The 26,029-nt window shown below is 62.5% G+C and carries 25 protein-coding genes; 13 read left to right on the top strand and 12 right to left on the bottom strand.

All coding sequences use genetic code 11. The features are described from left to right. The first annotated feature begins 12 nt into the window (after positions 1-12). Together I2H36_RS03155 and sseA are read left to right on the top strand one after the other, a co-directional pair. Entirely contained in the window at positions 13-735 is a 723-nt protein-coding gene (locus tag I2H36_RS03155; RefSeq protein WP_196262397.1) for an alanyl-tRNA editing protein, read from the top strand. Positions 736-764: 29 nt separating this feature from the next. Continuing rightward, positions 765-1,619, top strand: coding sequence for a 3-mercaptopyruvate sulfurtransferase (gene sseA / locus I2H36_RS03150; protein WP_196262396.1), 855 nt, complete (start codon positions 765-767; stop codon positions 1,617-1,619). Here sseA and I2H36_RS03145 read toward each other — a convergent pair. The 5 genes from I2H36_RS03145 to I2H36_RS03125 all read right to left on the bottom strand — a co-directional run bounded on the left by I2H36_RS03145 (position 1,616) and on the right by I2H36_RS03125 (position 6,286). Continuing rightward, positions 1,616-1,759: a hypothetical protein gene (locus I2H36_RS03145; protein ID WP_196262395.1), complete on the bottom strand. Its 144-nt coding sequence runs from the start codon at positions 1,757-1,759 to the stop codon at positions 1,616-1,618. The two genes, sseA and I2H36_RS03145, sit on opposite strands and share 4 nt — an antisense overlap. 46 nt (positions 1,760-1,805) lie before the next feature. Continuing rightward, positions 1,806-2,522 carry an amino acid ABC transporter ATP-binding protein gene (locus I2H36_RS03140; RefSeq protein ID WP_425523269.1) on the bottom strand — a complete coding sequence of 239 codons (717 nt, stop codon included), beginning with the start codon at positions 2,520-2,522 and terminating at the stop codon, positions 1,806-1,808. Positions 2,523-2,600: 78 nt separating this feature from the next. Beyond that, positions 2,601-3,920: an ABC transporter permease subunit gene (locus I2H36_RS03135; RefSeq protein WP_196262394.1), complete on the bottom strand. Its 1,320-nt coding sequence runs from the start codon at positions 3,918-3,920 to the stop codon at positions 2,601-2,603. A gap of 8 nt (positions 3,921-3,928) precedes the next feature. After that, complete coding sequence (locus tag I2H36_RS03130) at positions 3,929-5,131, bottom strand: ABC transporter permease subunit (RefSeq protein ID WP_196262393.1); 1,203 nt, start codon at positions 5,129-5,131, stop codon at positions 3,929-3,931. 135 nt (positions 5,132-5,266) lie between these two features. Then, on the bottom strand, positions 5,267-6,286 hold the full coding sequence (locus tag I2H36_RS03125; RefSeq protein WP_196262392.1) for an amino acid ABC transporter substrate-binding protein: 1,020 nt from the start codon (positions 6,284-6,286) through the stop codon (positions 5,267-5,269). 227 nt (positions 6,287-6,513) lie between these two features. On the opposite strand from I2H36_RS03125, the gene metC reads away from it, so the two are divergent. Beyond that, positions 6,514-7,710, top strand: coding sequence for a cystathionine beta-lyase (gene metC, locus I2H36_RS03120; protein WP_196262596.1), 1,197 nt, complete (start codon positions 6,514-6,516; stop codon positions 7,708-7,710). A gap of 18 nt (positions 7,711-7,728) precedes the next feature. Here the strand turns inward: metC and I2H36_RS03115 are convergent, their stop codons facing one another. The 3 genes from I2H36_RS03115 to I2H36_RS03105 are packed head-to-tail and all read right to left on the bottom strand — an operon-like array spanning position 7,729 to position 10,545. Beyond that, positions 7,729-8,094 carry a lipid-A-disaccharide synthase N-terminal domain-containing protein gene (locus I2H36_RS03115; RefSeq protein WP_196262391.1) on the bottom strand — a complete coding sequence of 122 codons (366 nt, stop codon included), beginning with the start codon at positions 8,092-8,094 and terminating at the stop codon, positions 7,729-7,731. Next, complete coding sequence (locus I2H36_RS03110; RefSeq protein WP_196262390.1) at positions 8,094-8,828, bottom strand: glycosyltransferase family 2 protein; 735 nt, start codon at positions 8,826-8,828, stop codon at positions 8,094-8,096. Before I2H36_RS03110 ends, I2H36_RS03115 begins: the two co-directional genes overlap by 1 nt. Before the next feature lie 7 nt (positions 8,829-8,835). Further along, the gene (locus tag I2H36_RS03105; protein WP_196262389.1) at positions 8,836-10,545 is read right to left on the bottom strand and encodes an ArnT family glycosyltransferase; all 1,710 of its coding nucleotides are present in this window, start codon (positions 10,543-10,545) and stop codon (positions 8,836-8,838) included. Between the two features lie 193 nt (positions 10,546-10,738). Here I2H36_RS03105 and I2H36_RS03100 point away from each other — a divergent pair, with 193 nt between their 5' ends. Next, positions 10,739-11,032 (top strand): hypothetical protein, encoded by a 294-nt coding sequence (locus tag I2H36_RS03100; RefSeq protein WP_196262388.1) that lies wholly within the window; start codon positions 10,739-10,741, stop codon positions 11,030-11,032. Positions 11,033-11,164: 132 nt separating this feature from the next. Here I2H36_RS03100 and I2H36_RS03095 read toward each other — a convergent pair whose 3' ends face one another. Continuing rightward, on the bottom strand, positions 11,165-11,596 hold the full coding sequence (locus I2H36_RS03095; RefSeq protein ID WP_196262387.1) for a hypothetical protein: 432 nt from the start codon (positions 11,594-11,596) through the stop codon (positions 11,165-11,167). Positions 11,597-11,823: 227 nt separating this feature from the next. Continuing rightward, positions 11,824-12,543, bottom strand: coding sequence for a sigma-70 family RNA polymerase sigma factor (locus I2H36_RS03090; protein ID WP_196262386.1), 720 nt, complete (start codon positions 12,541-12,543; stop codon positions 11,824-11,826). Between the two features lie 179 nt (positions 12,544-12,722). Here I2H36_RS03090 and xylB point away from each other — a divergent pair, with 179 nt between their 5' ends. The 8 genes from xylB to I2H36_RS03050 all read left to right on the top strand — a co-directional run bounded on the left by xylB (position 12,723) and on the right by I2H36_RS03050 (position 22,746). After that, positions 12,723-14,192 carry a xylulokinase gene (gene xylB, locus I2H36_RS03085; protein WP_196262385.1) on the top strand — a complete coding sequence of 490 codons (1,470 nt, stop codon included), beginning with the start codon at positions 12,723-12,725 and terminating at the stop codon, positions 14,190-14,192. A gap of 240 nt (positions 14,193-14,432) precedes the next feature. Further along, a complete protein-coding gene (locus I2H36_RS03080) occupies positions 14,433-15,962 on the top strand; it encodes a sugar ABC transporter ATP-binding protein (RefSeq protein ID WP_196262384.1) in 1,530 nt (509 codons plus the stop codon). After that, a complete protein-coding gene (locus tag I2H36_RS03075) occupies positions 15,959-16,990 on the top strand; it encodes an ABC transporter permease subunit (RefSeq protein ID WP_196262383.1) in 1,032 nt (343 codons plus the stop codon). The genes I2H36_RS03080 and I2H36_RS03075 overlap by 4 nt, the downstream gene beginning before the upstream one ends. 117 nt (positions 16,991-17,107) lie before the next feature. After that, complete coding sequence (locus I2H36_RS03070) at positions 17,108-18,043, top strand: ABC transporter substrate-binding protein (protein ID WP_196262382.1); 936 nt, start codon at positions 17,108-17,110, stop codon at positions 18,041-18,043. 79 nt (positions 18,044-18,122) lie between these two features. Next, positions 18,123-18,818, top strand: a complete 696-nt coding sequence (locus I2H36_RS03065; RefSeq protein ID WP_281432963.1) for an L-ribulose-5-phosphate 4-epimerase — start codon at positions 18,123-18,125, stop codon at positions 18,816-18,818. Between the two features lie 58 nt (positions 18,819-18,876). After that, on the top strand, positions 18,877-20,487 hold the full coding sequence (locus tag I2H36_RS03060) for a ribulokinase (protein ID WP_196262381.1): 1,611 nt from the start codon (positions 18,877-18,879) through the stop codon (positions 20,485-20,487). A gap of 40 nt (positions 20,488-20,527) precedes the next feature. Then, positions 20,528-21,478, top strand: coding sequence for a carbohydrate kinase family protein (locus I2H36_RS03055; protein WP_196262380.1), 951 nt, complete (start codon positions 20,528-20,530; stop codon positions 21,476-21,478). 17 nt (positions 21,479-21,495) lie between these two features. Further along, a complete protein-coding gene (locus I2H36_RS03050) occupies positions 21,496-22,746 on the top strand; it encodes an AGE family epimerase/isomerase (protein ID WP_196262379.1) in 1,251 nt (416 codons plus the stop codon). On the opposite strand, the gene I2H36_RS03045 is transcribed toward I2H36_RS03050, so the two are convergent. After that, entirely contained in the window at positions 22,743-23,678 is a 936-nt protein-coding gene (locus I2H36_RS03045) for a ribokinase (RefSeq protein ID WP_196262378.1), read from the bottom strand. The two genes, I2H36_RS03050 and I2H36_RS03045, sit on opposite strands and share 4 nt — an antisense overlap. Before the next feature lie 411 nt (positions 23,679-24,089). Between I2H36_RS03045 and I2H36_RS03040 the strand changes: the two genes are divergently transcribed. After that, a complete protein-coding gene (locus I2H36_RS03040) occupies positions 24,090-24,824 on the top strand; it encodes a PhoH family protein (protein WP_210330898.1) in 735 nt (244 codons plus the stop codon). 48 nt (positions 24,825-24,872) lie between these two features. Here I2H36_RS03040 and I2H36_RS03035 read toward each other — a convergent pair whose 3' ends face one another. Next, entirely contained in the window at positions 24,873-25,460 is a 588-nt protein-coding gene (locus I2H36_RS03035; RefSeq protein WP_196262377.1) for a cold-shock protein, read from the bottom strand. Between the last annotated feature and the right edge of the window lie 569 nt (positions 25,461-26,029).

The following is a 26,029-nucleotide window of genomic DNA, read 5'->3' as shown; positions in this document are numbered from 1 at the left end:
ATTGAGACGCACATGACCGCCACGACACTGCTTTTCCGCGACGACGCCTATGCCACCTCCTGCGAAGCCCGGGTTCTCGGAACCACGCCGGAGGGCGGCGTCATTCTCGATCGCACGGTGTTCTACGCCCAGGGCGGCGGGCAGCCGGGAGATGTGGGTGCACTCGTGATAGCCAATGGCGACAGGATCGAGATCACCAACACCGTCTACGGCGCTGATCGCTCGCAGGTGGCGCATCTGGTCGGAACGGAGGCAGCATCCCGGCTGACGGAGGACGAGACCGTCACCCTGCAGCTCGATTGGCCGCGGCGCCTCAAGCGCATGCGCGTTCACACGGCGCTTCATCTTCTCAGCGTCGTGCTGCCCTACCCGGTCACCGGCGGCGCCATTGGCGATGGCGACGGGCGCCTTGATTTCGACATTCCGGATGCAGGCCTCGACAAAGCTGAAATCACGGACAAGCTGAACGCCCTAATTGCACGCGACGCCCCCATCACGGAGCGGTGGATCACGGACGAGGAGCTCGATGCCAATCCCGGTCTTGTGAAGACCATGTCGGTGAAGCCTCCGCGTGGATCCGGACGGGTGCGTCTGGTGGAGATCGAAGGGATCGATCTTCAGCCCTGCGGCGGCACCCATGTACGGCGGACGTCTGAGATCGGCACGGTCGTCATCACCGACATCGAAAAGAAGGGCAAGCAGAACCGCCGTGTTCGCCTGTCCCTTACCGACTGAACCCTGTTCTCCATTCGAAAGGAATGGTCATGTCCCAGCCCTTCGTGTCGACCGCCTGGCTGCAGGAGCACCTCGATGATCCGAACCTCGTGGTCGTGGACGGCTCCTGGTATCTCCCGACCCAGAATCGGGATCCGCAGGCCGACTACATCGCGGGTCACATTCCAGGCGCGGTCCGCTTCGACATCGACACCGTGAAGGACACCTCGTCGTCCCTCCCCCACATGCTGCCCTTGCCCGACGATTTCGCGAAGGCCGTTGGTGCGATGGGGATCAGCGAAGACATGACTATCGTGGTTTATGATGGCGCCGGCCTCTTCTCGGCCCCGCGTGTCCGCTGGACCTTCCAGGCCTTCGGCGCGCGCAAGGTCTCGATTCTCGACGGCGGCTTTCCTGCCTGGAAGGCGGAAGGACGACCGGTAGAGACAGGACCGGAGAAGACCCGCGTTCCCCGGACCTTCACGCCGACTTTCGATGCTTCCGTTGTTGCGGATGCTTCAACCGTGCAGGAATTTCTGCAATCGAAGGCGGCTCAGGTGGTGGATGCCCGGCCGGCCAACCGCTTCAACGGCGAGGCTCCCGAACCGCGACCCGGCCTTCGCATGGGACACATCCCGGGCAGCCTCAACCTGCCTTTTGACCGGATCGTCGAGAATGGCCGCTTGAAGGACAGGGAGGGACTTGAGAAGGCCATCGCCGAGGCAGGCATCGATCCTAGCCAGCCCGTGATCACAAGCTGCGGCTCCGGCGTTTCGGCTGCCATTCTCGGGGTCGCCTTCGAGGCCGCAGGCCGCCCGATTAAGGCGATCTATGACGGCTCATGGGCCGAATGGGGCGCCCGGGAGGATTTGCCGGTCGCGACAGGGCCGGCGAAGAGAGATTAGTTCAGGTCATCGTGCCCTAAGTGCCCCTCGTCATCACCGGCCTCGCGCCCGTGATCTCGACCGGCAAGCACGGCGCATTTCAAGATCGGGATGGCCGGGACAGGCCCGGCCATGACGGAGAGGTCAATCAAGCCAAACAAAAAGGCTCCTAGGAGACTCGGGGCCTTTTTGTTGCGAGAGTGTGTATCAGTGCAGGATCTGGGACAGGAAGAGGCGGGTGCGCTCGTGCTGCGGATTCTTGAAGAACTCTTCCGGCGTGTTCATCTCCACGATCTGCCCGTAATCCATGAAGATCACCCGATCCGCCACCTGGCGGGCAAAGCCCATTTCGTGGGTGACGCAAAGCATCGTCATGCCCTCGTCGGCAAGGCCCACCATGGTATCGAGCACCTCTTTAACCATCTCGGGGTCCAGCGCCGAGGTCGGCTCATCGAACAGCATGATTTTCGGGCTCATGCAGAGCGAACGGGCGATGGCCACGCGCTGCTGCTGGCCGCCCGAAAGCTGACCCGGATACTTGTTGGCCTGCTCCGGGATCTTGACCCGGGTCAGGTAATGCATGGCGACCTCTTCGGCCTCCTTGCGGGGCATCTTCTTCACCCAGATCGGCGCGAGGGTGCAGTTCTCCAGGATGGTCAGGTGCGGGAAGAGATTGAAGTGCTGGAACACCATGCCGACGTCCCGGCGCACCTCGTCGATGCGCTTGAGGTCGTCCAGCAGTTCGACACCGTCGACGATGATGCGGCCCTTCTGATGCTCCTCGAGGCGGTTGATGCAGCGGATCATCGTGGACTTGCCGGAGCCTGACGGGCCGCAGATCACGATGCGCTCGCCGCGCTTCACGTTCAGGTTGATGTCCCGCAGGACGTGGAACTCGCCGAACCACTTGTGAACGTCGATCATCTCGATGGCCGGCTGAGCCTTCGGGTCGATCGCGGCGGAAGGGATATGCTGAGCAGACATTGTCGTTGCCATGAATGTTTACCGTTTCTGACCAGCCGCAAGGCGGCGCTCGACCCCAAGAGAATATCGCGACATGCTAAAGCAGAAGACAAAGTAGAACAGGGCCGCAAAAGCATACCCGGTGATGCCGATGGTAGGCGCCGCCCAAGCCGGATCGATGCGGGACGCCTCGATGGTCTTGACCAGATCGAAGATGCCCACGATGGCCACCAGGGAGGTGTCCTTGAACAGGCCGATGAAGGTGTTCACGATGCCGGGGATCACGATGCGCAGGGCCTGCGGCAGGATAATGAGGGACATCATCTGCGGGTAGTTGAGGCCCAGCGACATGGCACCTTCATATTGCCCCTTCGGCATGGCCTGGAGACCGCCGCGCACCACTTCGGCCATGTAGGCGGAGGCAAAGAGCGCAGTGCCGATTAGCGGCCGCAGCAGGCGATCCACCGTCATGTCACCCGGCAGGAAGAGCGGCAGCATGGTGTTGGCCATGATCAGAACCGTGATCAGCGGTACGCCACGCACGAACTCGATGAAGATCACCGAGGCCATCCTGACGATCGGCAGCTTCGAGCGTCGCCCGAGGGCCAGCACGATGCCGAACGGCAGCGAGACCACGATGCCCACTGTTGCCACCAGCAGGGTCACGAGGACGCCGCCCCACAAGGATGTGGGCACATGCGCGAGACCGAAATCGAGGTCGACCAAGGCCAGCGTAATGCCGATCACCGCCACGATACCGCCACCCAGGATGAGCGCCGGGCGGATCGAGGTCTTCAGCAGCGCCGCCAAGAAGGCGAAGAGCGATATGACCAGCGCGCCGAAGATGAGGAAGCCGATCCAGAAGCGGCCGCTGAAGCTCTCATTGCCACCCGTCAGCAGGATATAGGAAACGACCGGGAATACCCAGAAGAAGTAAACTGCTCCCAGATCCCGGCGTGGCGCCTTCAGCCACAAGAGCCACACGACGCCGATGGCCAGGAGGGCGAAGAAGATGTTGACCCGCCAGCGCTCCGAAATCGTGTAGGAGCCGTAGATGAAGTAATTGAGCTTGTCCCAGATGAAGGCCCAGCAGGCGCCGGCCTCACTGCCGCCCGTGTCGGCGCGGCAGGCAGCCCGGTCGGTGCCGGTCCAGACCGCATCGATCACCAAGAATTTCAGCAGGGGTGGGACACTGATATACAGGAGGTAGAAGACCACCAGGGTCAGCAGAGTATTCCAGACACCGGAAAAGAGATTCTCCCGGATCCAGGCAATGGGACCGCGGGCCAAATTGGGTGGCGGCAGAGCCTCCACCTGATTGGCGCGAACGAAATGAGGAAAGTCGACGGCGGTGCTCACAGGATCTCCTACCGTTCGACGATCGCCACACGGCGGTTGTAGACGTTCATAATGAACGAGGTCAGCAGGCTGATCGTAAGATACACGCCCATGGTGATGACGACGACCTCGATGGCCTGACCTGTCTGGTTGAGAACGGTTCCCATGAAGACCTGAACCAGATCGGGATAGCCGATGGCGACGGCAAGCGACGAGTTCTTCGTCAGGTTGAGATATTGGCTTGTCAGCGGAGGAATGATCACTCGCATGGCCTGCGGGATCACCACGAGACGCAGGGTCTGGCCTGGCGTGAGGCCGAGCGAGCCAGCTGCTTCCGTCTGCCCCTTCGACACCGCAAGAATGCCGGCGCGCACCACTTCGGCAATGAAGGCTGCCGTATAGGTAACGAGGCCGAGGAGCAGCGCCACAAACTCCGGCAGGACCTGCATACCGCCTGTCAGGTTGAAAGTGCCCTTGCGCGGCAGTTCGAAGGTTATGGGATTGGCGCCGATCAATGCGAGAATGATCCAGGTCAAGATCGGCAGTCCAAGGACAAGAGCCAACGTCACTTTGCCGACGGGATATTGCCTGCCGGTCTGTTCCTGCTGCTGCTTGGCCCAGCGGCGATAGATGAACGTGCCGACGAGTCCAATCACGAGCGCTGCGACCAGCAACCCGATATTCGTTCCCCAAAGGGGCCTGGCCATGAACAGGCCGCGGGCATTCAGATAGAACCCTGCGCCCATCTCGAGGGAATTACGCGGCTGCGGCAGGGCTCCCAGAACCGCGATGTACCAGAACAGCAATTGGACCAGCAGGGGGATGTTGCGCAGCGTCTCCACATAAACCATGGCGACCTTCGCCACCATCCAGTTCTTGGACAGGCGAGCGATGCCGATGAGGAAGCCAAGGAACGTTGTGAAGAAAATGCCGATCGCCGAGACCACCAGGGTGTTCAGAAGACCGACGATGAAGGCGTCACCATAGGTGCCGCCGGCCGCGCTGAACCGAATCAGGGTCTGGCTGATGTCGAAGCCGGCCGTGTTGTTGAGGAAGCCGAAGCCTGAGGCGATCTTAGCGCGCTGCAGGTTGTCGATGGCGTTCGTCGCAGCGATATAGAAAAGGAAGATGATCGCGGCGACGAGAACGACCTGATAAAACGCTCCACGAACCTTGGGATCGTAGAGAAAGGATTTCTTGGGGGGCGATGTCTGACTGACAGCGGTCTGCACTGAGTTTATCCTCTGACGGCTCTCGATACCCGGCCGTCCTCCCCTGTTCGTGCCCGGGGCAAGCGGCTTTTTTTATTGTTGAGGCGTATTCTTAAAGGGCGCCCGGACAATCCGGACGCCCTGGTCTTGGATCGCTTAGCGAACCGGGATGCCGTATTGCAGGCCGCCCTTGGTCCAGAGCGCATTCTGGCCGCGCTTGATCTTCAGGCGCGAGCCTTCGCCAACGTTCTTCTCGAACGACTCTCCGTAGTTGCCCACGTGCTTGATGATGCGGACGGCCCAATCGTTGGTCAGGCCGACGGCCTCACCGAACTTGCCCTCGGTGCCGAGCAGGCGCTTGATCTCCGGGTTGTCGGAGGTCTTCATCTGGTCGACATTGGCCTTGGTGACGCCGAGCTCTTCGGCGTTCAGCATGGCCATGTGGGTCCAGCGGACGATATCGCCCCAGTTGTTGTCGCCGTGGCGGACTGCCGGGCCAAGCGGCTCCTTCGAGATGATCTCGGGCAGAACGATATGATCGTCCGGAGCCGACGCGCGCAGACGCTCGGCGTAGAGGCCCGAGGCGTCGGTGGTGAAGGCGTCGCAGCGGCCGGCGTCATAGGCCTTGAAGGTCTCGTCCGAGGTCGCGAAGGCCACCACTTCGTACTTCATGTTGTTGGCACGGAAGTAGTCGGCGAGATTCAGCTCGGTCGTGGTGCCCTGCTGGGTGCAGATCGAGGCGCCGTTCATCTCCTTGGCAGAGGAGACGCCGAGCTTCTTGCGGACCATGAAGCCCTGGCCATCGAAGTAGTTGATCGCCGGGAAGTCGAGGCCGAGCTGCGTGTCGCGTGACATGGTCGCGGTCGAGTTGCGGGACAGCACGTCCACCTCGCCCGACTGGAGCGCCGTGAAGCGGTCCTTGGCGGCGAGCGGGATGTAGCGGACCTTGGTCGGGTCGTCGAAGATCGCGGCCGCGATGGCGCGGCAGAGATCGACGTCGAGGCCGGTCCAGTTGCCCTGGGCGTCAGGCTGGCCGAAGCCGGCGAGACCCGTGTTCGAGCCGCAGGTCAGGAAGCCCTTCTGCTTGACGCTGTTGAGCGTCGCCTGGGCCGAGGCGCCCGTGGCAAGCAGGCTGGCCGTCAGACCGAAGGCAATCGATACGAGAGCCTTTTTCATATTTGTATGTTCTCCCAATAGTTCCGCATGACTCGACGGACCTGGTTGTACCCCCAGCCGAGCCCCGGTTAGACCGTTCCACGCCGCCTCGATCGAGACGGCATCGAAATCCATCAAATTCAATGATTGATCACGGGTCAAGTCTTGATAGGAGGCAATTCGTGGCTGACTTGACGGCAGGGGCTGCGCAGTTTCAGATCAGCCCCCCTCAGCAAGCCCTTGAAGCGATGTCAAAACTCCCACCAAAGCCCAAGAACCTCTCGGAACGCACCCGCCTCGTCCATGCCGGACGGGAGCCCTTCGAGCAGCACGGATTTGTGAATACGCCGATCTATCGCGGCTCCACGGTCCTGTACCCCACGACCGATGACCTGCTACACAGGCGCGGGCGCTATTCCTATGGAACGAAAGGGACTCCGACCACCAATTCCCTCGAAACGGCCTGGACTGAGCTGGCCGGTGCCGCGGGCACGGTCCTGGCACCCTCAGGTCTTGCCGCTGTCACCGTGGCCCTCCTGTCCTGCCTCAAGGCCGGCGACCACCTTTTGATGACGGATTCGGTCTATCTGCCGACACGGCATTTCTGTAACGGAATGCTCAAGAAATTTGGTGTGGAAACCACCTACTACGACCCGCAGATCGGCCCTGGGATCGAGGCCCTGCTCCGTCCGAACACGACGGCCGTGTTCACGGAGGCACCGGGATCGCAGTCGTTCGAGATGCAGGACATCCCGGCGATCGCCGAGGTGACGCAACGTCATGGGGCTGTGGTCCTTATGGACAACACCTGGGCGACTCCCCTGCTCTTTCCGCCGCACGAGCGCGGTGTGGATATCGCCATCGAAGCCGGCACCAAGTATCTCAGCGGCGGATCGGACCTGCTACTCGGCCTGGTTTCGGCCAATGAGCGCTGCTTCAAGGCTCTGCGCGACACCTATGATTCATTCGCCATGTGTCCGGGACCCGAGGACGTGTTTCTGGGCCTGAGAGGCCTGCGCACCATGGCGCTGCGCCTGCGCGAGCATGAGAAGCAGGCCCTTGACATGGCCCGCTGGCTCGAGGCCCGCCCCGAGGTGGCACGGGTACTCCACCCGGCGCTCGAGAGCTATCCCGGCCACGAGATTTGGAAGCGGGACTTCAAGGGTTCGTCAGGTCTGTTCTCAATCATCCTCAAACCCTGCTCGGACCGGGCGCTCGCCGCCATGCTCGACGGTCTTGCCCTCTTCGGCATGGGCTATTCCTGGGGCGGATTCGAGAGCCTCGTGATCCCGTTCAACTGCGCCAGCTACCGCACCGCGACCCGCTGGGAGCCGGGAGGACACGCATTACGCTTCCATATCGGGCTGGAAGATCTTGAAGATCTGAAGCGAGATCTCGACGCGGGCTTCGGCAGGCTTTTGGAGACAGAGGCTCGAGCCGCCTGACGAACCAGGCTTCGGCAGCTATCCTGCCGAAGCCTCAACCTCTGAACCGGACATAACCGAGCCGTCTGCCTTCTTCTTTTCCTTCGCGATCAGCATCAGGTTGCGGATATAGATGAAGATCGAGAAAGCTTGGCCGAGAATGATGACAATATCGCTGCGGGCAAATCCATAGACAAGGGTCATCAGACCGCCCGAGATCGACAGGATCCAGAACCCGACCGGAATGACGCTCTTCTCAGCCTTTTCACTGGCAATCCACTGCACGATGAAGCGGGCTCCGAAGACGAACTGGGCCAGCACGCCGAAAGCGGCCCACAGATCAAATCGGGCAACGACCAAATCGTAGAAATAAAGTCCCAAATCGTGGGAAAGACGCATCAACATCAGACAATTTCCTGAGCGGCGGGAACACGGCGCCGGCGGCGGATCAACCACCAGACTCCGGCTAAATCAAGGATGCCGACCCACAGCCGGTCGAACATACCATAATTCGATCGTCCCGCATGGCGGGGCCGATCGACCACATCCACATGGGCGATCCGGTAACCCTCGCGCTTGACGAGGGCCGGCATGAAGCGGTGCAGGGCATCGAAATACGGCAGGCGCAGATAGACGTCGCGCCGGAAGGCCTTGAGCCCGCAGCCCGTATCCCGCGTGCCATCCTTCAGAATGCGTCCCCGAACGCCGTTGGCGATGCGGGACTGCCACTTCTTGTAAGCGCCGTCCTTGCGGCCGACCCTCTGGCCGGCCGCAAGGGCAACGGCCGGATCGTCGATGGCAGCGACAAGCTGGGGGATGAAGGCTGGGTCGTTCTGCCCATCTCCGTCCAGGGTGATCACCACAGGCGCGCGGGCCGCGTGAACCCCGGTCCGGACGGCAGCGCTCTGGCCGCAGCTCGCCTCGTGGCGCATGAGACGCAGCCACGGCCGCGTCGTGCGGGCATTTAGAACCTGCTGACCCGTCTCGTCGGTCGAGCCGTCGTCCACATAGACCACTTCGAACGGCGCAAGAGCGGCGCAGGCCCGTTCGATCTCCTCCACCAGGGGAAGAATGTTGAGCGCCTCGTTCTTGACGGGCACCACGACGCTGATGCGCGGGCTTGTGGAAAGGTCGGTCATCCGTACTCTAGAATCCGGTCGCGTAGGCTGCTATGTCCACACGCTTGCCGCTGTTGATATTGAATCCCTGAACCCTGGTCGAGAGCACGGGCTTCTGCTGAAGGCGCTCGTTTTCGGCCTGGAAGTCGCTCTCGAAACGCTTATCCACGAAGACGACGCGGCAGCCGCCCTGGCGCAGGAACCGGGAGGCGTCGGCCCCGCTGTCGAGCATGTCGAGGTTCGTGCCCGTCAGGAAGACAAGGCTTGGCTCCCGATAGCCGAGGGTCCCAACCTGCGGATCGCTGCAGGGCACGTTGCGGGCCACTTCTGCAAGGCGATCCGAAACCTTGAGCGACCGCAGATCGAGTTGCGCGAAGCCGAACACGCCGATGGCGAGGAAGGCCGAGGACAGAAACCCGGCCCAGAGGGTCGGCACCATCCGGTTCTTGACGAACAGCCACCAGGCCAGAAGGGCAAGGCCCGAAGATACGACAAGCGCCGGCAGCGCCCTGAAAGGCAGGAAGCCATCGAAAGACCAGCCGACAGCGGACAGGCCAACGGTGAGGCCCACTGGGATGAACGGGATCAGCACCGTCGCAAGTTTTGCGGCTGGCCGATGCGGCCCCACGAAGTGCCGGGCGATCGCCATCACCGTAATGATCGCCACCGCCGGAAGCAGCGGCATCGTGTAATGCGGCAGCTTCGTCGGGACGGCCTCGAAGACGATCCAGGACGGGACGATCCAGGCAAGCGCGAAGGCGACGGGCTCCTCCCGTCGGTGAATCCAGGCAAAGGGCACCGCGATGGCGGCCAGGATGGCGCCGGGCCAGAAGGTCGCGAAGAAGGATAGCAAATAGAAGCCCGGCGGTGCCCAGTGGTACTTCTGTGCTGTGCCGACCTTGCCCAGCATGTCCTTCCCGACCGAGGCCGCAAAGAACTCGCCGCCACTCTTGATAGCGATGGCGACGAACCACGGCAGGACGACCGCCAAGGTGAAGAGAAGGCCGAGCCAGGGCCTCAGCGTCAGCAGCCAGCGGGCGGAGCGCTCCTTATAGGAGAGAACCGCGGCCGCGAGGACGGCGAACATGATGACCAGAGGCCCCTTGATCAGGATCCCCAGGGCAAAGCCGGTCCAGAAAATCAGCAGCGCCCGCCGCGGCAGGACGCCGGCGCCCCGGCTCAGGTAAGCCCGGGCAAGTCCTCCCATAACGGCCACCGAGCAGGCGGTGAGCATCGCATCCGTCTTGGCGAGGCGCGCCTCGACCATGAGGATAACGCAGGTTGCCATGAGGGCCGCGGTCAGGAAGGCCCCTCGCCTGCCAAAGAACGCCAGGGCTGCCCAATAGGTCAACAGGACCGTGGCGATGGCCCCGAACAAGGACGGAATCCGGTAAAGCGCAATGTTGGTGTGCGCCTCCGGCACTCCCAGAGCCTCGCCGAGAGCGACGCTGGCGCTCTGCAACCAGTAAATACCGACAGGCTTCTTGTGGCGAGCCTCATCCTGGAACCGGATATCGACGAAATCCCGGGTCTCCAGCATCTGCTTGGAGGCCTGCGCGTAGCGCGGCTCGTCTCGGTCCATGGGCTGGAGCGTGGTGAAGCCCGGTAGGAAGCAGACGAGTGAAAGCAGCACGAGCACGGCGCAGAGCCGCGCATGGCTCCGCTCGACGACACTCGTGAGCTGGGCCACGGAGAGGTGGCGCAGGGACATCCGCTGCTGGGGGACAGAACCGTCCATCAATCACTCCGGAGGCGGGAAAGCCGTCGTGCCGGGAGGATCTCCCGTAGGCACAGGGCCGTCAAACCGCGTGATGTCCTCCAAACCCGGCGGGAAGTCAAATCGACGGAAGGTAGCGGCATGCCCTTCAAGGAACACGCGCGCTCGAGCCGGCATTGCCTGAAAGAGCAGGTTCAACCCTGGAGGTGACGCCATGAACAGGTCCGTCCACCGGTACGCCGCTGCCCTTCTTGTGCTGTTGGCGAATCCGGTCATGGCCCTCGACCGGCCCGTCGTCTGGCGCGACGAGGATACCGGCTGCGCCTATCTGCTCACCCCTCAGGGTGGCATCACGCCCCGGCACCGCCGGGACGGGACCCTCGACTGTCCAGACGTGGCCGCCAGCACAGGTGTCGTTGAGAACATGGGGCGGGACATCGCGCGCGGCTTGGACGCCCTGCAACGCGAGGTCGAGCGCCTGCGCGAGCGCTACAACAATCGCCCTTGAGCTTGAGGAGACAGAAGCGCCGGCGAATACCCGCATTTATGGCGAGCATACTCTCCAGCCTTTCGCCGTCACTGTGGCAGGCCCCGGCGAGTTCGATCCCTACAAGGATTGTCCTCGGCCAGGGCCGCAGCCTTATCGGAACCAGCCGAAATAAAGCCCCCAGAGGCTCGGCGACCGGATCCCGCGTACCCGGCGGGCTGTCTCATCAGCCCGCATGAGCTCGCCGCCGTGACATGAGCACAGGACGATATGGGCATCGTGCTCGGAGATCTGGAAGAAATCGACCGCATCCCCGAATGTGTCGCTGCGCAGCCCAGCTTGCCGGAGCATGGGATCGGAATAGGCCACCGTAAGGGCGGATCCGTCGGCCCGCATGGCAACGCGCTGGGCTTTGGGCTTCCATTCGATCTCGTCGAGGGTCTTGAGTTCCCGGTCGGGCTCCTGCTCCAGGAGATCGATCCAGCGATCCAGGCGCTCCCGTTTCGACAGAACCGGAATTTGTACGTCTTCAGGGATCTTCAGGTCGGCGACGCTACTGAGTTCGGACAGAGGCCTGTGTTCCATGCTCCCCTCCTTGGCGGAAGAGCGGTTTCGAGCCACCCAGCTACAAGCTCAACCTTGGAGCCCTGGGAAAGTTCGAGGAACAGGCGGTGCAACGCCGCTGATATTTTGGGCAGGTCCGGTCTCTGCAGACTGTCTGAGGCCGCATGCGAAGCAAGCGTGATAATACGGGAAATATAGAGAAAGGCCCGACGCCGGAGAGGCATCGGGCATATAATCCATAATGTTCGTCAGGCGGTCGCCGAGTGATCGTGATCGGCCGTCCTGGGCGTGCCCATGAGCTCCGCCAAGCGGTTGCGGGCGCGGTTCACGCGGCTCTTGATCGTCCCGACCTTCACGCCAAGCGCCTCGGCGGCGTCCTCGTAGGACATGCCTTCGGCGCCGATGAGGATGATGGCTTCGCGCTGCTCCTGGGGCAGCTTGTCGAGCGCGGAGGAGAGGTCCTGGAGCGCGAGCTTGTCCTCCTGGTCGGGGATCGCGATCATGCTCGCAGCATGCGTCCCGTCCCCGTCCTCAACCTCGCGACTGGTCTTGCGGTGGGTCGAGTAGAAGCCGTTGCGCAGGATCGTGAAGAGCCAGGCCTGGAGGTTGGTGCCGGTCTCGAAGGTATCCTGCTTGGTCAGGGCCTTGAGCACCGTGTCCTGCACCAGATCCTCGGCCTGATCGACCTTTCCGGTCAATGACAGCGCAAAGGCACGCAGATTCGGCAGCGCATCCATCACGCCATTCACGAAGTCCTGATCCACAGGCTCCGTATGCGCCCGGATGACCTGGGCGACGCGATCGGCCAGCCGCGCCAGATCGCGCGGTAGCTTGTCCTCTGCGGGATCGCCGTAGAGGGCACGCAGCTGCTTTCCGAGATGCAGCCGGACGGCGCCGCTCAGCGCGGCCGCCGGGGAAGGCGCATCAGAATGGGTCGACTGAGACTGATTTTTCGATTTCTCGGGCATGCAGCATTATTTGGGGCATGCCCACGGCATTTAAATATCCTGGCGACAATTCGACCATGAGATTTTTTCATGCCCCGGCCTCTGGATTTTGTCGTCCCCGTGCCCAATGGACGCGACTGAGCTATAGGCTGGTCACGTCGGCCAAGCCATGAGCCGGCAGCCATTAAGGAGAACGCAGCATGCCTCATTATCTCGGCATCGACGTCGGCACATCGGCGGTAAAGGCGATTCTCGTCGATGAGCGGCAGACGACGATCGCAGAGGCGGATGTTTCCCTGCCGATCTCCCGTCCGCAGGACCTCTGGTCGGAGCAGGATCCCGAATCCTGGTGGCAGGCCGTGCAGACGGGCCTCGATCACCTTGATGCCAAGGATGCAGCGGCCCTCGCGGATGTGCGCGCCATCGGCCTGTCGGGGCAGATGCATGGGGCGGTGCTGCTCGATGCGGCCAACCGGCCTCTGCGCCCGGCCATTCTCTGGAACGATGGGCGTTCGTACCGGGAGGCACAGGAGCTTGGTACACAGCATCCGGCACTCGCGCGCGCCATGGGCGTCATCCCGATGCCCGGCTTCACGGCACCGAAACTCGTCTGGCTTGCACGGCACGAGCCCGAGACATTCCGCGCTGTCCGCAAGGTGCTTCTGCCGAAGGACTACATCCGCCTCCAGCTCACCGGCGCCATTGTCACGGACATGTCCGACGCGGCAGGCACCTGGTGGCTGGATGAGGCCGAGCGGGATTGGTCGGACGAGGCGCTTGCGGCGACGGGCCTGACCCGCGATCACATGGCAATTCTCGTGGAGGGCTCGCAGGCCTCCGGCACGGTCAAACCAGAGATCGCTCGGCGATGGGGCATACGGAGCGATGTCGTTGTCGCCGGTGGTGCAGGCGATGCGGCGGCCGGAGCCGTCGGCATGGGTGCGATCCGGGATGGATCGGCCTTCATCTCCTTAGGAACCTCCGGCCAGCTTCTTGTGACGACTGAGAACTTCAGCCCGGCTCCCGAGGCCCTGGTGCATTCCTTCTGCCATGCGGTGCCCGGCCGTTGGTTTCAGATGGCCGCCATGCTGAACGGCGCAAGCTGCCTTGCCTGGGCGGCCAATCTTCTGAAGCGGGATATTGGCGAGCTCTTGAGGGAGACGGAAGCCGCCTATCGCAAGCCGTCCGACATTCTCTTCCTGCCATATCTCGCCGGCGAGCGGACGCCGCACAACGACCCTCATGCGCGTGGCGTGTTCTTCGGACTTTCGCCCGACACGCAGCAGACGGACATGGCACAATCGGTTCTCGAAGGTGTGGCTTACAGTTTTGCGGATGCGAAGCGGGCACTGGAGCAGGCCGGCACGCCTCTGACGCAGGCCGGTATCATCGGGGGAGGTTCGAAAAGCCAGTTCTGGACGAAGATCTTCGCCAGCGTGCTGAACATTCCAATCATCCGTTACCAAGGCAGCGACAAGGGACCGGCCTTTGGCGCAGCGCGTCTGGCACGCCTAGCTGTCACCGGAGAGGCCCCGGAAGACGTCTGCATAGCCCCGAGCGTTCTTGAGACTGTCGAGCCGGACCCACAGCTGTCCGAACTCTACCGTCCGCGCATCGAATCGTTCCGCAGCCTCTACCGTGCGCTGAAACCCGAATTCACACGTTCCTGAAACGAATTCGGCAAGAGTGTTACACGATTGATGAGAGCAAATGCGCATTCAGAAAGAACCGCTCGGGAAAAGTTGTGGACTCCCGTCAGAGGGAGAAAACGAGGGATTGAAAACCGATTGGCATGAAGCATTTACGGCAGTCATAACACCTGCTCATCCAGCCGCTTGATCGACCCGACCACTTGGCTGGATTCGAACAGATCAGTGCCGCTTCGATGAAGCACCTTTAGGGGAGCGCCTATGACAGGATCCACCCCGATCCTTGAGATGAAGGACATCTCCAAGACCTTTCCTGGGGTCAAAGCGCTCACGAACGTCTCTCTCACCATCTATCCCGGCGAAATTCATGCCCTGATGGGGGAGAACGGCGCCGGCAAGTCCACGCTGATGAAGATCCTGTCCGGCGCCTATCAAGCGGATCCCGGCGGAGAGATCCGCATCAACGGCCAGCACGTCACCATCGATGGGCCTCTCGCGGCGCGGCAACACGGCATCTCCATCATCTATCAGGAGCTTTCCCTCGCCCCCAACCTGACGGTGGCAGAGAACATGCTGCTCGGGCGCGAGCACACATCCGGCCCGATGGTCGACCGCCGCTCTATGGAAAAGGCGTGCCAGGACGTTCTCGGACGGCTCGGCGTACACTTCAGAGCCACGACGAAGGTCAGCGAACTATCGATGGCCGAGCGGCAACTCGTGGAGATCGCCCGTGCCCTGATTGCGAATTCGCGCATCCTGGTCATGGACGAGCCCACGACCTCCCTCTCCTCCCGTGAGACGGAAGTGCTGTTCACTCTCGTGCGCCAGCTGCGCGCGGAGGGCCTTGCCATCATCTACATCAGCCACCGGATGGCGGAGATCTATGAGCTCGCCGACCGTGTGTCGGTGCTTCGGGATGGGTCCTATGTCGGCACGCTCGTGGCCGACGAGATTTCCGCCGAGCGGCTCGTTCAGATGATGGTCGGCCGCGATCTGTCCTCCTTCTACAAAAAGGAACACGATGCTCATCAGAGCCGCGGTCCGGTCCTGTTCGAGGTGCGAAATATGGGCGATGGCCTGCGGGTGCGCGACTGCTCGCTCCAGCTGCACGAGGGTGAGGTCCTGGGCATTGCCGGTCTCGTCGGCGCAGGACGCACGGAACTGGCGCGCCTCATCTATGGGGCTGACCCGCGAGCCAGCGGTGAAATCCTGCTGCAGGGCAAGCGGCTCTCGATCAATGCTCCTGAAGATGCCATCGCTTCCGGCGTCGTCTATCTGACAGAAGACCGCAAGCATCTCGGTCTATTCTTGGACCTCACGGTGCGCGAGAACGTGAACGTCAACGTGCTCGGGCGGGATGCCCGCATGGGCGGCGTGCTCAACCTGAAGTCTGCCAAGGAACGGGCTGCCGCCGCCATCAAGGCACTCGCCATCCGGGTGGCTGGAGACGGCGTGCTTGTGGGCAGTCTCTCGGGCGGCAACCAGCAGAAGGTTCTTCTTTCGCGCCTGCTGGAGACGAAGCCGAAGGTGCTCATTCTCGACGAGCCGACCCGCGGCGTCGATATCGGAGCCAAATCCGAGATCTATCGCCTCATCGACAACCTTGCCCGAAACGGCGTGGGCGTCATCGTGATCTCCAGCGAGCTGCCGGAAATCGTCGGCATCTGTGATCGCGTGCTGGTGATGCGCGAGGGCCGGATCGAGGGCGAGGTCGGCGGCACAGGTCACCCACCGGTGACTCAGGAAAACATCATCAGCATTGCGACAGGCGTAAGGGAAGCGGCCGAATGACATCCCCGAATGACACCAGCGCATCTATCCAAGCGACCGGAGCCGCAGGCGTCGATGCGGCATCTCAAAGCAAGCAGCGCCGCCTCGCCTGGCGCTCAACCCTGCAGGCCATCGGCATGCTGCCGGTGCTCATCATCCTCGGTGTCGTGTTCGAGCTGATGTCCGGCCGGTTCATGAGCTTCCAGAATCTGTCGATCGTGATGCAGCAGGCCTCGATCAACACGGTGCTCGCCGCAGGCATGACCTTCGTCATCCTCACGGGTGGCATCGATCTTTCGGTCGGCTCGATCCTGGCAGCGGCCGCCATGGTGGCGATCCTGGGGTCGCTCATTCCCGACTGGGGCATGCTCGGCATTCCGGCAGCTCTGCTGGCTGGCCTCGGATTCGGACTCTTGAACGGCGCGCTGATCGCCTTCGCGAAGCTGCCGCCCTTCATCGTCACACTCGGATCGCTCACCGCCGTGCGCGGCGTTGCGCGCCTGCTCGGCGGCGATACGACCCAATTCAACCCGCAGCTCCCCTTCGCCTTCATCGGCAACGGCACCCTGTTCGGCCTGCCGTGGCTGGTGTGGATCGCCTTCGCGGTGGTGATCATTTCTTGGTTCATCCTCAGGCGAACCGTCCTGGGCGTTCACATCTATGCGGTCGGCGGCAATCCCGATGCGGCGCGGCTCACAGGCATCAAGGTGTGGGCGGTGCTGCTCTTCGTCTATGCCTTCTCCGGCCTCGCAGCGGGCCTCGGCGGCGTCATGTCGGCGGCTCGCCTGTTCGCAGCAAACGGCTTGCAGCTCGGTCAGTCCTACGAACTCGATGCCATCGCGGCCGTCATTCTCGGCGGCACCAGCTTCGTCGGCGGCATCGGGTCGATCTGGGGCACGCTGATCGGCGCACTCATCATTGCCATCCTGACGAACGGGCTCATTCTCGTGGGCGTGTCCGACATCTGGCAGTTCATCATCAAGGGGCTCGTGATCATCGGGGCCGTGGCGCTCGACCGCTACCGCCTCAAGGGATCGGCGCGCACCTGACGCAAGATACCTGCGTCCGGTTCGGGCGCTTGTATATGCGAGATCCCGGAAGCAGAACAGTCTCCGGGGATCGCGGGGCTAAATCAGATAGCTGCAATCAAGACTTTGGAGGATCCTATGGCACTTTCCCGTCTCACACTCAGCGTTGCCGTCGCCGCCCTTCTGGCAGCCCCGGCTTATGCCAAGGACGTGAAGAACGTCGGCATCTCGGTCGGCCTGCTCGGCAACCCGTTCTTCGTCGCAACCATCAAGGGCATCGAGGCCAAGGCGAAGGAGATCACGCCGGCTGCGAAGATCACCTCCGTGTCAGCGGATTACGATCTGAACAAGCAGTTCACCCAGATGGACAATTTTTCGGCGGCCGGCACCGACATCGTCATGATCAATGCCGTCGATCCGAAGGCCATCGAGCCTTCCGTGAAGCGCGCTCAGGCCGCCGGCATGGTGGTTGCCGCCTTCGACGTGGCAGCGGCCGGTGCCGACGTGACGGTGATGACCGACAACGTGAAGGCCGGCGAGCTCTCCTGCCAATACATCGCCGATCATCTCAAGGGTAAAGGCGACGTGCTTATCATCAACGGCCCTCAGGTCTCTTCCATCGTGGACCGTGTCACGGGCTGCAAGAAGGTGTTCTCCAAGTATCCGGACATCAAGGTCCTCTCGGACAACCAGGATGCCAAGGGCTCCCGCGAGGGCGGGTTCGCCGTCGGCCAGAGCCTGCTGACCCGCTTCCCGAAGATCGATGCGGTCTTCGCAATCAACGATCCGACCGCCATCGGCATCAGCCTGGCCGCCAAGCAGCTCAACCGCAACGAGTTCATCATCACTGGCGTCGACGGTGCTCCGGACATCGAGACCGAGCTGAAGTCGGGCACCTCCCTGATCAAGGCCTCGGCCTCGCAGGATCCCTACATCATGGCGGCTCAGTCCTATGAGCTCGCCGTCGGCATCGTGAACGGCAAGAAGCCCGAGAAGAACGTGATCCTTCTCGAGCCGAAGCTGATCACAGCCGACAACATCAAGGACTACAAGGGCTGGCAGGCGGTCCGCTGATCCTTAGCTTGACCTGCGGCGGCCATGGCGCGAGCCGTGGCCGCTGTTTTCCATTCATGGGCCATCAGGAGGCGCCCCGATGTTGAAGCAGCTGCGCGAACAGGTTCTGGAGGCCAATCTGGAAGTGGTGCGCCGCGGCCTCGTGCTTTACACCTTCGGCAACGTGAGCGGCATCAGCCGGGCGGACAACCTCGTCGCCATCAAGCCGAGCGGCGTTCCTTATGAGCGCATGAAGGCGGACGACATCGTGATTACGGATCTTGCTGGCAAGATCGTTTGGGGCGAGCTGCGGCCCTCCTCCGATCTCGACACGCATCTTCACCTCTACAAGTCGTTTCCCGAGATCGGCGGCATCGTGCACACGCATTCCGAGCACGCCACCGCCTGGGCGCAGGCCTGTCGTCCGATCCCGCCCCTCGGCACCACCCACGCGGATTATTTCTACGGCCCGGTTCCGATCACCCGGGAGCTGACGCCGGACGAGATCAAGAACGACTATGTTCGCGCCACCGGCGTCGCCATCACGGAAGCTTTCGGCAATCGTGATCCCATGGAGGCTCCTGCCGCCCTGGTCGCCGGACATGGTCCGTTCGCCTGGGGCAGGACACCGGACGATGCCGTGCACAATGCCGTCGTGCTTGAGGCCGTGGCCCGCATGGCCATGTATACGTTCTCGCTGCGGCCTGATGCGCAAGGTGTGTCGCAGGCCCTTCTGGACCGGCACTATTTCCGCAAGCACGGCGCAGGCGCGACCTATGGCCAGACAGACAAGTAACGCGCCATCTGTTCAGTCGTCGATACCCTCAGTCGATACCCTCATTCGGGAGAGATCCATGGCCGTTGTAGCAGGTGTCGACTTCGGCACTCTGAGCGTAAGGGTCACCCTCGTCGATGACCGCAAGGGACCCCTCGGGCTTGCTACGGCGGAATATCCGCTTCACCGCACGCGTGAGAACCCGGACTACGCGACCCAGGCCCACGCCGATCACATGAATGCCCTGGCGCGCGCCATGCGCGGCGCTTTGGAATCGGCCGGTGTGAAGGGTGAGGACGTGGCGGCGCTGGCCATCGACACCACCGGCTCCAGCGTGGTGATGGTCGGCGAAGGCCTTGAGCCGCTCGGCGAATATTACCTCTGGTGCGACCACCGGGCCAAATCCGAAGCCGAGGAGATCACCAACCTTGCCCATCAGGAAGGCCTTGAGGCCATCCAATGGTGCGGCGGCGTCTACTCGCACGAATGGGGCTTCTCGAAGCTCCTGCACTGGCTGCGCCACAATCCGGAGAAGCGCGACCGGCTGGTCACGGCGCTCGAGCATTGCGATATGGTGGCGGCAACCCTCATCGGCGTCACCGATCCGCGCCGGCTGAAGCGCAGCATCTGCGCCATGGGCCACAAATGGATGTGGAATCCGCGCTGGGGAGGCCTGCCCCCGCAGGAGTTCCTGTCCAAGGTCGATCCGCTCTTCGATGGGATCCGCGACAAGCTCGCTGGCGAGTATGCCACCTCCGATGTGATTGCAGGCCGTCTCACCTCTTACTGGGCGGAGCGTCTCGGCCTCAAAGCAGGCATTCCGATCCCGGTCGGCGCCTTCGATGCTCATTGGGATGCCATCGGGGCGGGTTGCCGGGTCGGGGACGTAGTGAATGTGGTCGGCACCTCCACCTGCATCATTGCCATGGCACAGGACACCAGCCTGATCCAGGGCGTCTGCGGCGTCGTGCCGGGCAGCGTCGACCCGGGTCTCGTCGGCATCGAAGCCGGGCTCTCGGCAACCGGCGACATCTTCGAGGCGATTGCGCGCCGGGCCAATACCAATGTGAAGGAGCTATCAAAGGGTCTGGAGCAGTATCGTCCCGGCCAGACGGGGCTCCTGCGGCTCACCTGGGACAACGGCGACCGGACGGTTCTCGTCAAAGCGGACCTCGGCGGCATCACCCTGGGCTGGAATCTGCTGCACACGGCGCAGGACGAGCTGTTTGCCGCCATCGAAGGCACCGCCTTCCACACCCGCATCATTCTCGAGCGCATGGCCGAGGGCGGGGTGCCGGTGAAGCGGGTGATCAATGCCGGCGGCATCCCGCAGCACAATGCCGTGCTGAACCAGGTTTATGCCAATGTGCTCGGCCGCCCTGTGCTGGTGCCGAACGGTGTACCGACCGGTCTCGGCTCCAGCATCTTCGCGAGCCTTGCGGCCGGGTCGCACCCGGATCTCGACAGTGCTCAGAGGGCGATTTGCCTGCCGTTCCGCACCTTCGAGCCGGATCCTGCTGCGCATGCGGTCTATGAACAGCTCTTCCAGCACTTCAGAACCCTTTACTTCGGCTTCGGCGGCATCTCTGGACCGGTGTCACTCGACCATGTATTGCGCGACCTCAAGCGGATCGCGGCTCTATCCTCGGAGCCCGCTCCGTCGGACATTGCCGAACGCGTGCCGGTCTGAACCCTTTGGATGCGGTCATGATCCTGTCAGGAGCCTTCATATGATTCTGGTTTCCGGCGAAGCCCTGATCGATCTGTTCATCGGTGCCCCGGGGGCCGCTAGCTTTCCCGCCGAAGCCATTGCTGGCGGCTCGCCCTTCAATGTCGCGATCGGAATCGGGCGCCTTGGCCGGCCTGCCGCCTTCCTGTCCACCCTGTCGGATGACGTTTTCGGCTCGTTCCTGGCCGAAAAGCTTGCCGAATCCGGCGTGAGCTCAGCCTACATTCAGCGCTTGCCGAACGTCACGACGCTGAGCGTCGTAGCCACCAGCCCATCGGGGCAGCCGCAATATTCCTTCTATGCACCCGACAGCGCCGACCGCGCCCTCACGCCGGAGGCGCTGCCCGCCGAACTGCCCGCAGACGTAAACGCCATCGCGGCAGGATCCTATGCGCTCGGCGTCGAACCCATCGCCAGCGCCATCGAGACCCTGCTGCGTCGGGAGGCTGGAGCGCGCGTGATCTCGCTCGACCCGAATGTCAGGCCGCGCGTCGTGGGCGACCTCAACGCCTATCGGGAGCGCTTCGAGCGTCTGCTCGCCTATGCCGACATCGTGAAGGCAAGCGACGAGGATATCGAACTGCTCTATCGGACGCACGACCTCGCATCCGCCGCACGACCCTGGCTTCGGCGCGGACCAAAGCTCGTCATCATCACACGTGGCGAAAAGGGCCTCCTCGCGGCTTTCGGTGATAAGGTCCTGGAGCGCCCTGCTCCCAAGATAGACGTAATCGATACCGTCGGTGCGGGCGATACGTTCCACGCCGGTCTGCTGGCTTGGCTCGATGCCAACACTCTCCTCATTCCTGAAAAAGTTGCCGGCCTGAGCGAAACCCAGGTCACGGCGGCCCTTGATTTCGCCGCTGCGGCAGCCGCCATCGTGTGCACCCGGCGCGGCGCCAATCCACCCTCCTGGAGCGAAGTCGAACACTTCATGGCCACCCGAACCTGAGCGCAACGGAACAGATCATGACGAACTCCCAGCCCGTCTTACCTCCCCTCGGCCCGAACTGGCGCTCCAACCGGTTTCACCGTGAATGGCTGTTCAAGCAGGCCAGCAGCCTGCTCGATTTCTTTCAGCCCAATCTCATCAATCCGTCTGGCGGCTTCTTCGATCTTGACGATACGGGCCAGCCTATCGAGGCCACTAATCCGGTCCGGCAGATCCACAACACGACCCGCATGGTGCATTGCTTTGCCATTGGCACCTTGCTCGGCCGCCCCGGCAGCGGCGCTATCATCGATCATGGCATGAGCTACCTCTGGAATACCCATCGGGACGCGCAGAACGGCGGCTATGTCTGGTCGCTGGATAACGATGGCCCGAGGGACGACAGCAAGCAGGCCTATGGCCATGCCTTCGTGCTGCTGGCGGCCTCCAGCGCGAAGGTGGTGGGACATCCGCTTGCGGATCGATTGCTGGAAGACATCACACAGATCCTCGAGGAGCGTTTCTGGGAGGAGCAGCACGGAGCCGTCGCCGAGGAATTCACGCGCGAGTGGCACCCTCTGAGCCAGTATCGCGGCCAGAATTCCAACATGCATCTGACCGAAGCCCTGATGGCTGCCTTCGAGGCTACGGGCGACCGTACCCATCTCGCCCGGGCGGAGCGGATCGCGAGCCTCATCATCGGCCGGCATGCCGCCTCCCACGGCTACCGGGTGGCCGAGCATTTCCATGCGGATTGGAGCCTCGACCGAGAATATCGTGGCGACGACATGTTCCGCCCCTACGGCACGACACCCGGCCACTGGCTGGAATGGGCAAGGCTCCTCCTCCAGCTCTGGTCCCTTGGCGGGCAGCGTCATGCCTGGATGCCGGAGGCGGCCCGTGAACTGTTCCGGCAATCCATCGAGTTGGGATGGGACAAGCACAGGGGCGGTTTCTTCTATGCCCTTGACTGGGACGACAGACCGAGGCTGCCGCTGAAGCTCTGGTGGCCCTGCGCGGAAGCCATCGGCGCGGCGGCTTTTCTCGCTGAGCACAGCCCAAGCGACTTCCACGAGCAATGGTACCGCACCCTCTGGGGCTTCACAGACAGCTACCTGATCGACCATCGCCACGGCGGCTGGCGCCCTGAACTGAATGAAGAACTGGCGCCGAGCGCGACCGTGTTCACCGGCAAGCCGGATCTCTACCACGCGCTCCAAGCCTGCCTGATCCCGCTGTTCCCCGCCACCGGCAGCCTGACCAAGGTAATCCCGGAGGCCAGCGCTTAGGCCTGAGCGAGGTAATGCTCTAAGGCTTCCCGCTGGGGCATTCCGGCCTGCGCTCCCGGCGTCAGGCACGACAGGGATGCCGCGGCACAGGCCCGTTCCATGGCTGGGCCGATTTTCAGGCCCTCTGCGAAGCCGTTAGCCAGCACGCCAACAAAGGTGTCACCCGCCCCTGTGGTGTCGACCGGGGTGATCGGCCGGGCCGTGGCATGGATCTGGGTGCCATCGCGTGAAATGGCATAAGCTCCGCGAGCACCCGCCGTTACGATGCAGGTTGGGCCAAAATCCTTGGCTACGGCAGTGGCGGCCCGAAGATAATCGTCGCCTGCCGGCACGCCCACGATCTCGGCGATGGCGAGCGCCTCGTGCTCATTGACGACCAGCACATCCGTTGCCTGCAACAGTTCGGCCATGGCTGAGCGCTCTTTTGAGGGTGGCACGGGGGCGAAATTCCAGATCACCTTTGCCCCAGCACGACGGGCACAGGCAGCAGCATCGAGACTGGCGGCCAAGTCCACCTCCATCTGGAGTACCAGCACGGAGGCCTTCGTGAGGAGATTATCCGGGAGATCGATGGAACGCAGGGCCATGTTGGCGCCGCTCGCCACCGTGATGGCGTTCTCGCCGGTCTCGTCGACCGTGATGAAGGCACAGCCTGTCGGATCGTCCGCCACCCGAACGGCCTGGACATCGATGCCGTTGTCTTCAAGGTTCTTCAGGCAAGTCGCTCCGAAGGGATCATTTCCGACGGCCCCCACCATGGCGACCCTGCCGGGTTCGCCATGCCCAATCCGCGCAGCCGCAACGGCCTGATTGGCCCCCTTGCCGCCGAAAAAGCTATCGGCCCGGCGAGAAAGAACGGTTTCGCCGGGCCTGGCGATGCGCGGCACCCGCGCGACGAGATCCATGTTGATGGAACCGAAGATCACGATCATGCGCCTGTACCTTTTTGGATGCCTGTTCCTGACTGTCCGTCACCCGGCTGGAACAGGAATGCAAGAGATCGCTAGGGCTCTGGGACGTCTTGGGAGCCATCCACAGCTTATTTCCCCTCTCCGTATCGCAGAGGAATTATGCCTTGGAACCAAGCAGCCTGACTCAACATTTGACTCGCAGGTAGGCGTAGCAGCGGTAAACTGTCATCAGAATCAAAGATAGTTTGCCACTGGCAGATAAAGATAGGCTTTGATGGGCAGGCAGGCTGATCCTCTCACTCTGGATCGCGGACATTCACCGCCCGCAACGACGCGCTCTCGTATTCCCACTTCGCTCGCAAGTTTTTCTCCAGACGCCTCTGCGCGGTGCCTGGATGATTGGTGTGCGCAGTTCAACCCCGGAGTTGGTCATTGAGCAAGCATCATGAAAAGCAGAGACGCAAGACCCGCCGCTCCCTTGAAACAGCGCAGGTTTTCGACCTCACGGGATCCAAATTTCAGGGAGAGCGCAGCCTTCCGCCGATCAAACCGCTCAATGCCACACAGGATGACTATCTCGACGCTTTGAAGAACAGCTCTCAGGTTGTGGTCCTCGGGCCGGCAGGCACCGGCAAGACCTGGATCGCAGCGACATACGCGGCGGATTTGTTTCGTCAACGGCGCATCCGCAAGATCATTCTGACCCGCCCCAACGTGCCGAGCGGCCGATCCCTCGGCTTCTTTCCCGGCACCCTTGAAGAGAAATTCGGCCCCTGGGCTGCACCCGTCATCGAGGCGATCAAGGAACGCATCGGCACAGCGGCTTTCGACATCGCGATCAAGAACGGCGACATCGAGATGGTGCCGTTCGAGGTGATGCGAGGACGCTCATGGCGTGACGCCTTCATCCTTCTCGATGAGGCGCAGAATGCGACGCCGGCCGAGATGAAGACATTCCTCACCCGCATCGGAGAGGAATGCAAAGTAGTGATCAACGGGGATGTGAGCCAGTGCGACCTGCGCGAGACATCGGGTCTCCGCACGGTCCTTCACCTGATCAAATCGCAGATGCTGCCGGTGCCCATCGTTGAGTTCACCCTCAACGACATCGTGCGGTCCGGTGTCTGCGAGATGTGGGTACGCGCATTTGAAGAGGTCCACTGCTGACGCAGTGGACCCAAATCTTTTCACTCAGCGCGAAGGAGGCAGAGCCTCTTAGGCGAGTTCGATGGCGCCGACTTCGGGGCCCTTGCGGCCCTCGACGATCGCGACGCGAACCGCCTGACCCTGGTCGAGCTGGCCGAGACCGGCCCGCTCCACGACGGAGATGTGAAGGAACAAGTCCTTGCTCTCTCCCTCGACGGACACGAAGCCGTAGCCCTTTACGGAGTCGAACCACTTCACGGTGGCCGGCACCTCCGGCGGACCGCTCACGGGACGTGCGCTGGGGCCGCCGCTCGGACGGGAGAACCCGCCGGATTGGCCGCCTGGCCCACCCGCACGCGCCGGACGCGCCGGACGGGCACCGCGCGGCGGCTCCGGCTCGGCCGTGCTGGTGTCCACGCTGACGATTTCCTGGACCTGCGGTCCCTTCTGACCCGTGCCGACCTTGATAACCAGGGTCGTGCCGGATTCAAGAGCGGAGTGTCCCGCAGCCTCGACCTGCCGGACGTGCAGGAAGGCCTCGCCCGATCCATCGGTCATCTCGACAAAGCCGAAGCCCTTGTCGGGATTGAACCATTTCACCCGTGCTTCAGTCTCGGGTCCTGCGGCTGAAGAGCCGTAGGATGTCTGTTGCCGCATGGGCCGTTCAAAAGATGTTGGCGGAGCGAATTCGCCCCAGTGATCTTCGGGTTGACCGCCAAATTGACGTCGGCGATCACGGTGATCATTTCCCCGGCCCATCAGGACTGCCTTCTAAAGTCTCATGTTTCCTAAACGCCCATAGGCGTACAGCCCCCAACCATTGAGGGCAAGGAGATAACTACTCATACCTAAACGTTTCACGCAAGGTCCCAAAAAGGTGATCTGGGCGGATTCTCGGGGTTCGCGGCGGGAATTCCGGCCCTTCTTCAAGCTTTTAGGATGAATCTCCACCCGAGCCTGCAAAGTGGCGGAAACCGCACTTTCTAATACCTGTTGGAGACCGAGCATTGGCAAAGTGGCCGTCCGCCGGCTCAGCTTGACCACTAGGACGCGGCCGAGATGACCTGGATGCCGGGCTTTTCCCTGCTTGCGTCGCGTTTCTGGGCAGCCGTTGGTTCGCTGGGCGCTTCGATGGCCTCCCACCTATACAATGCAAGACTTTGCGATTTCCACGGGTTCTAGCCGTCGATACAGATTATGCTCTCCAGACCTCGAAAGGACCAAGG

The sequence above is a fragment of the Microvirga terrestris genome (assembly GCF_015694425.1).
GTDB lineage: Bacteria > Pseudomonadota > Alphaproteobacteria > Rhizobiales > Beijerinckiaceae > Microvirga > Microvirga terrestris.
Note: the sequence above shows the minus strand (reverse complement) of the source record. Positions and strands in the feature narration are given on the sequence as shown.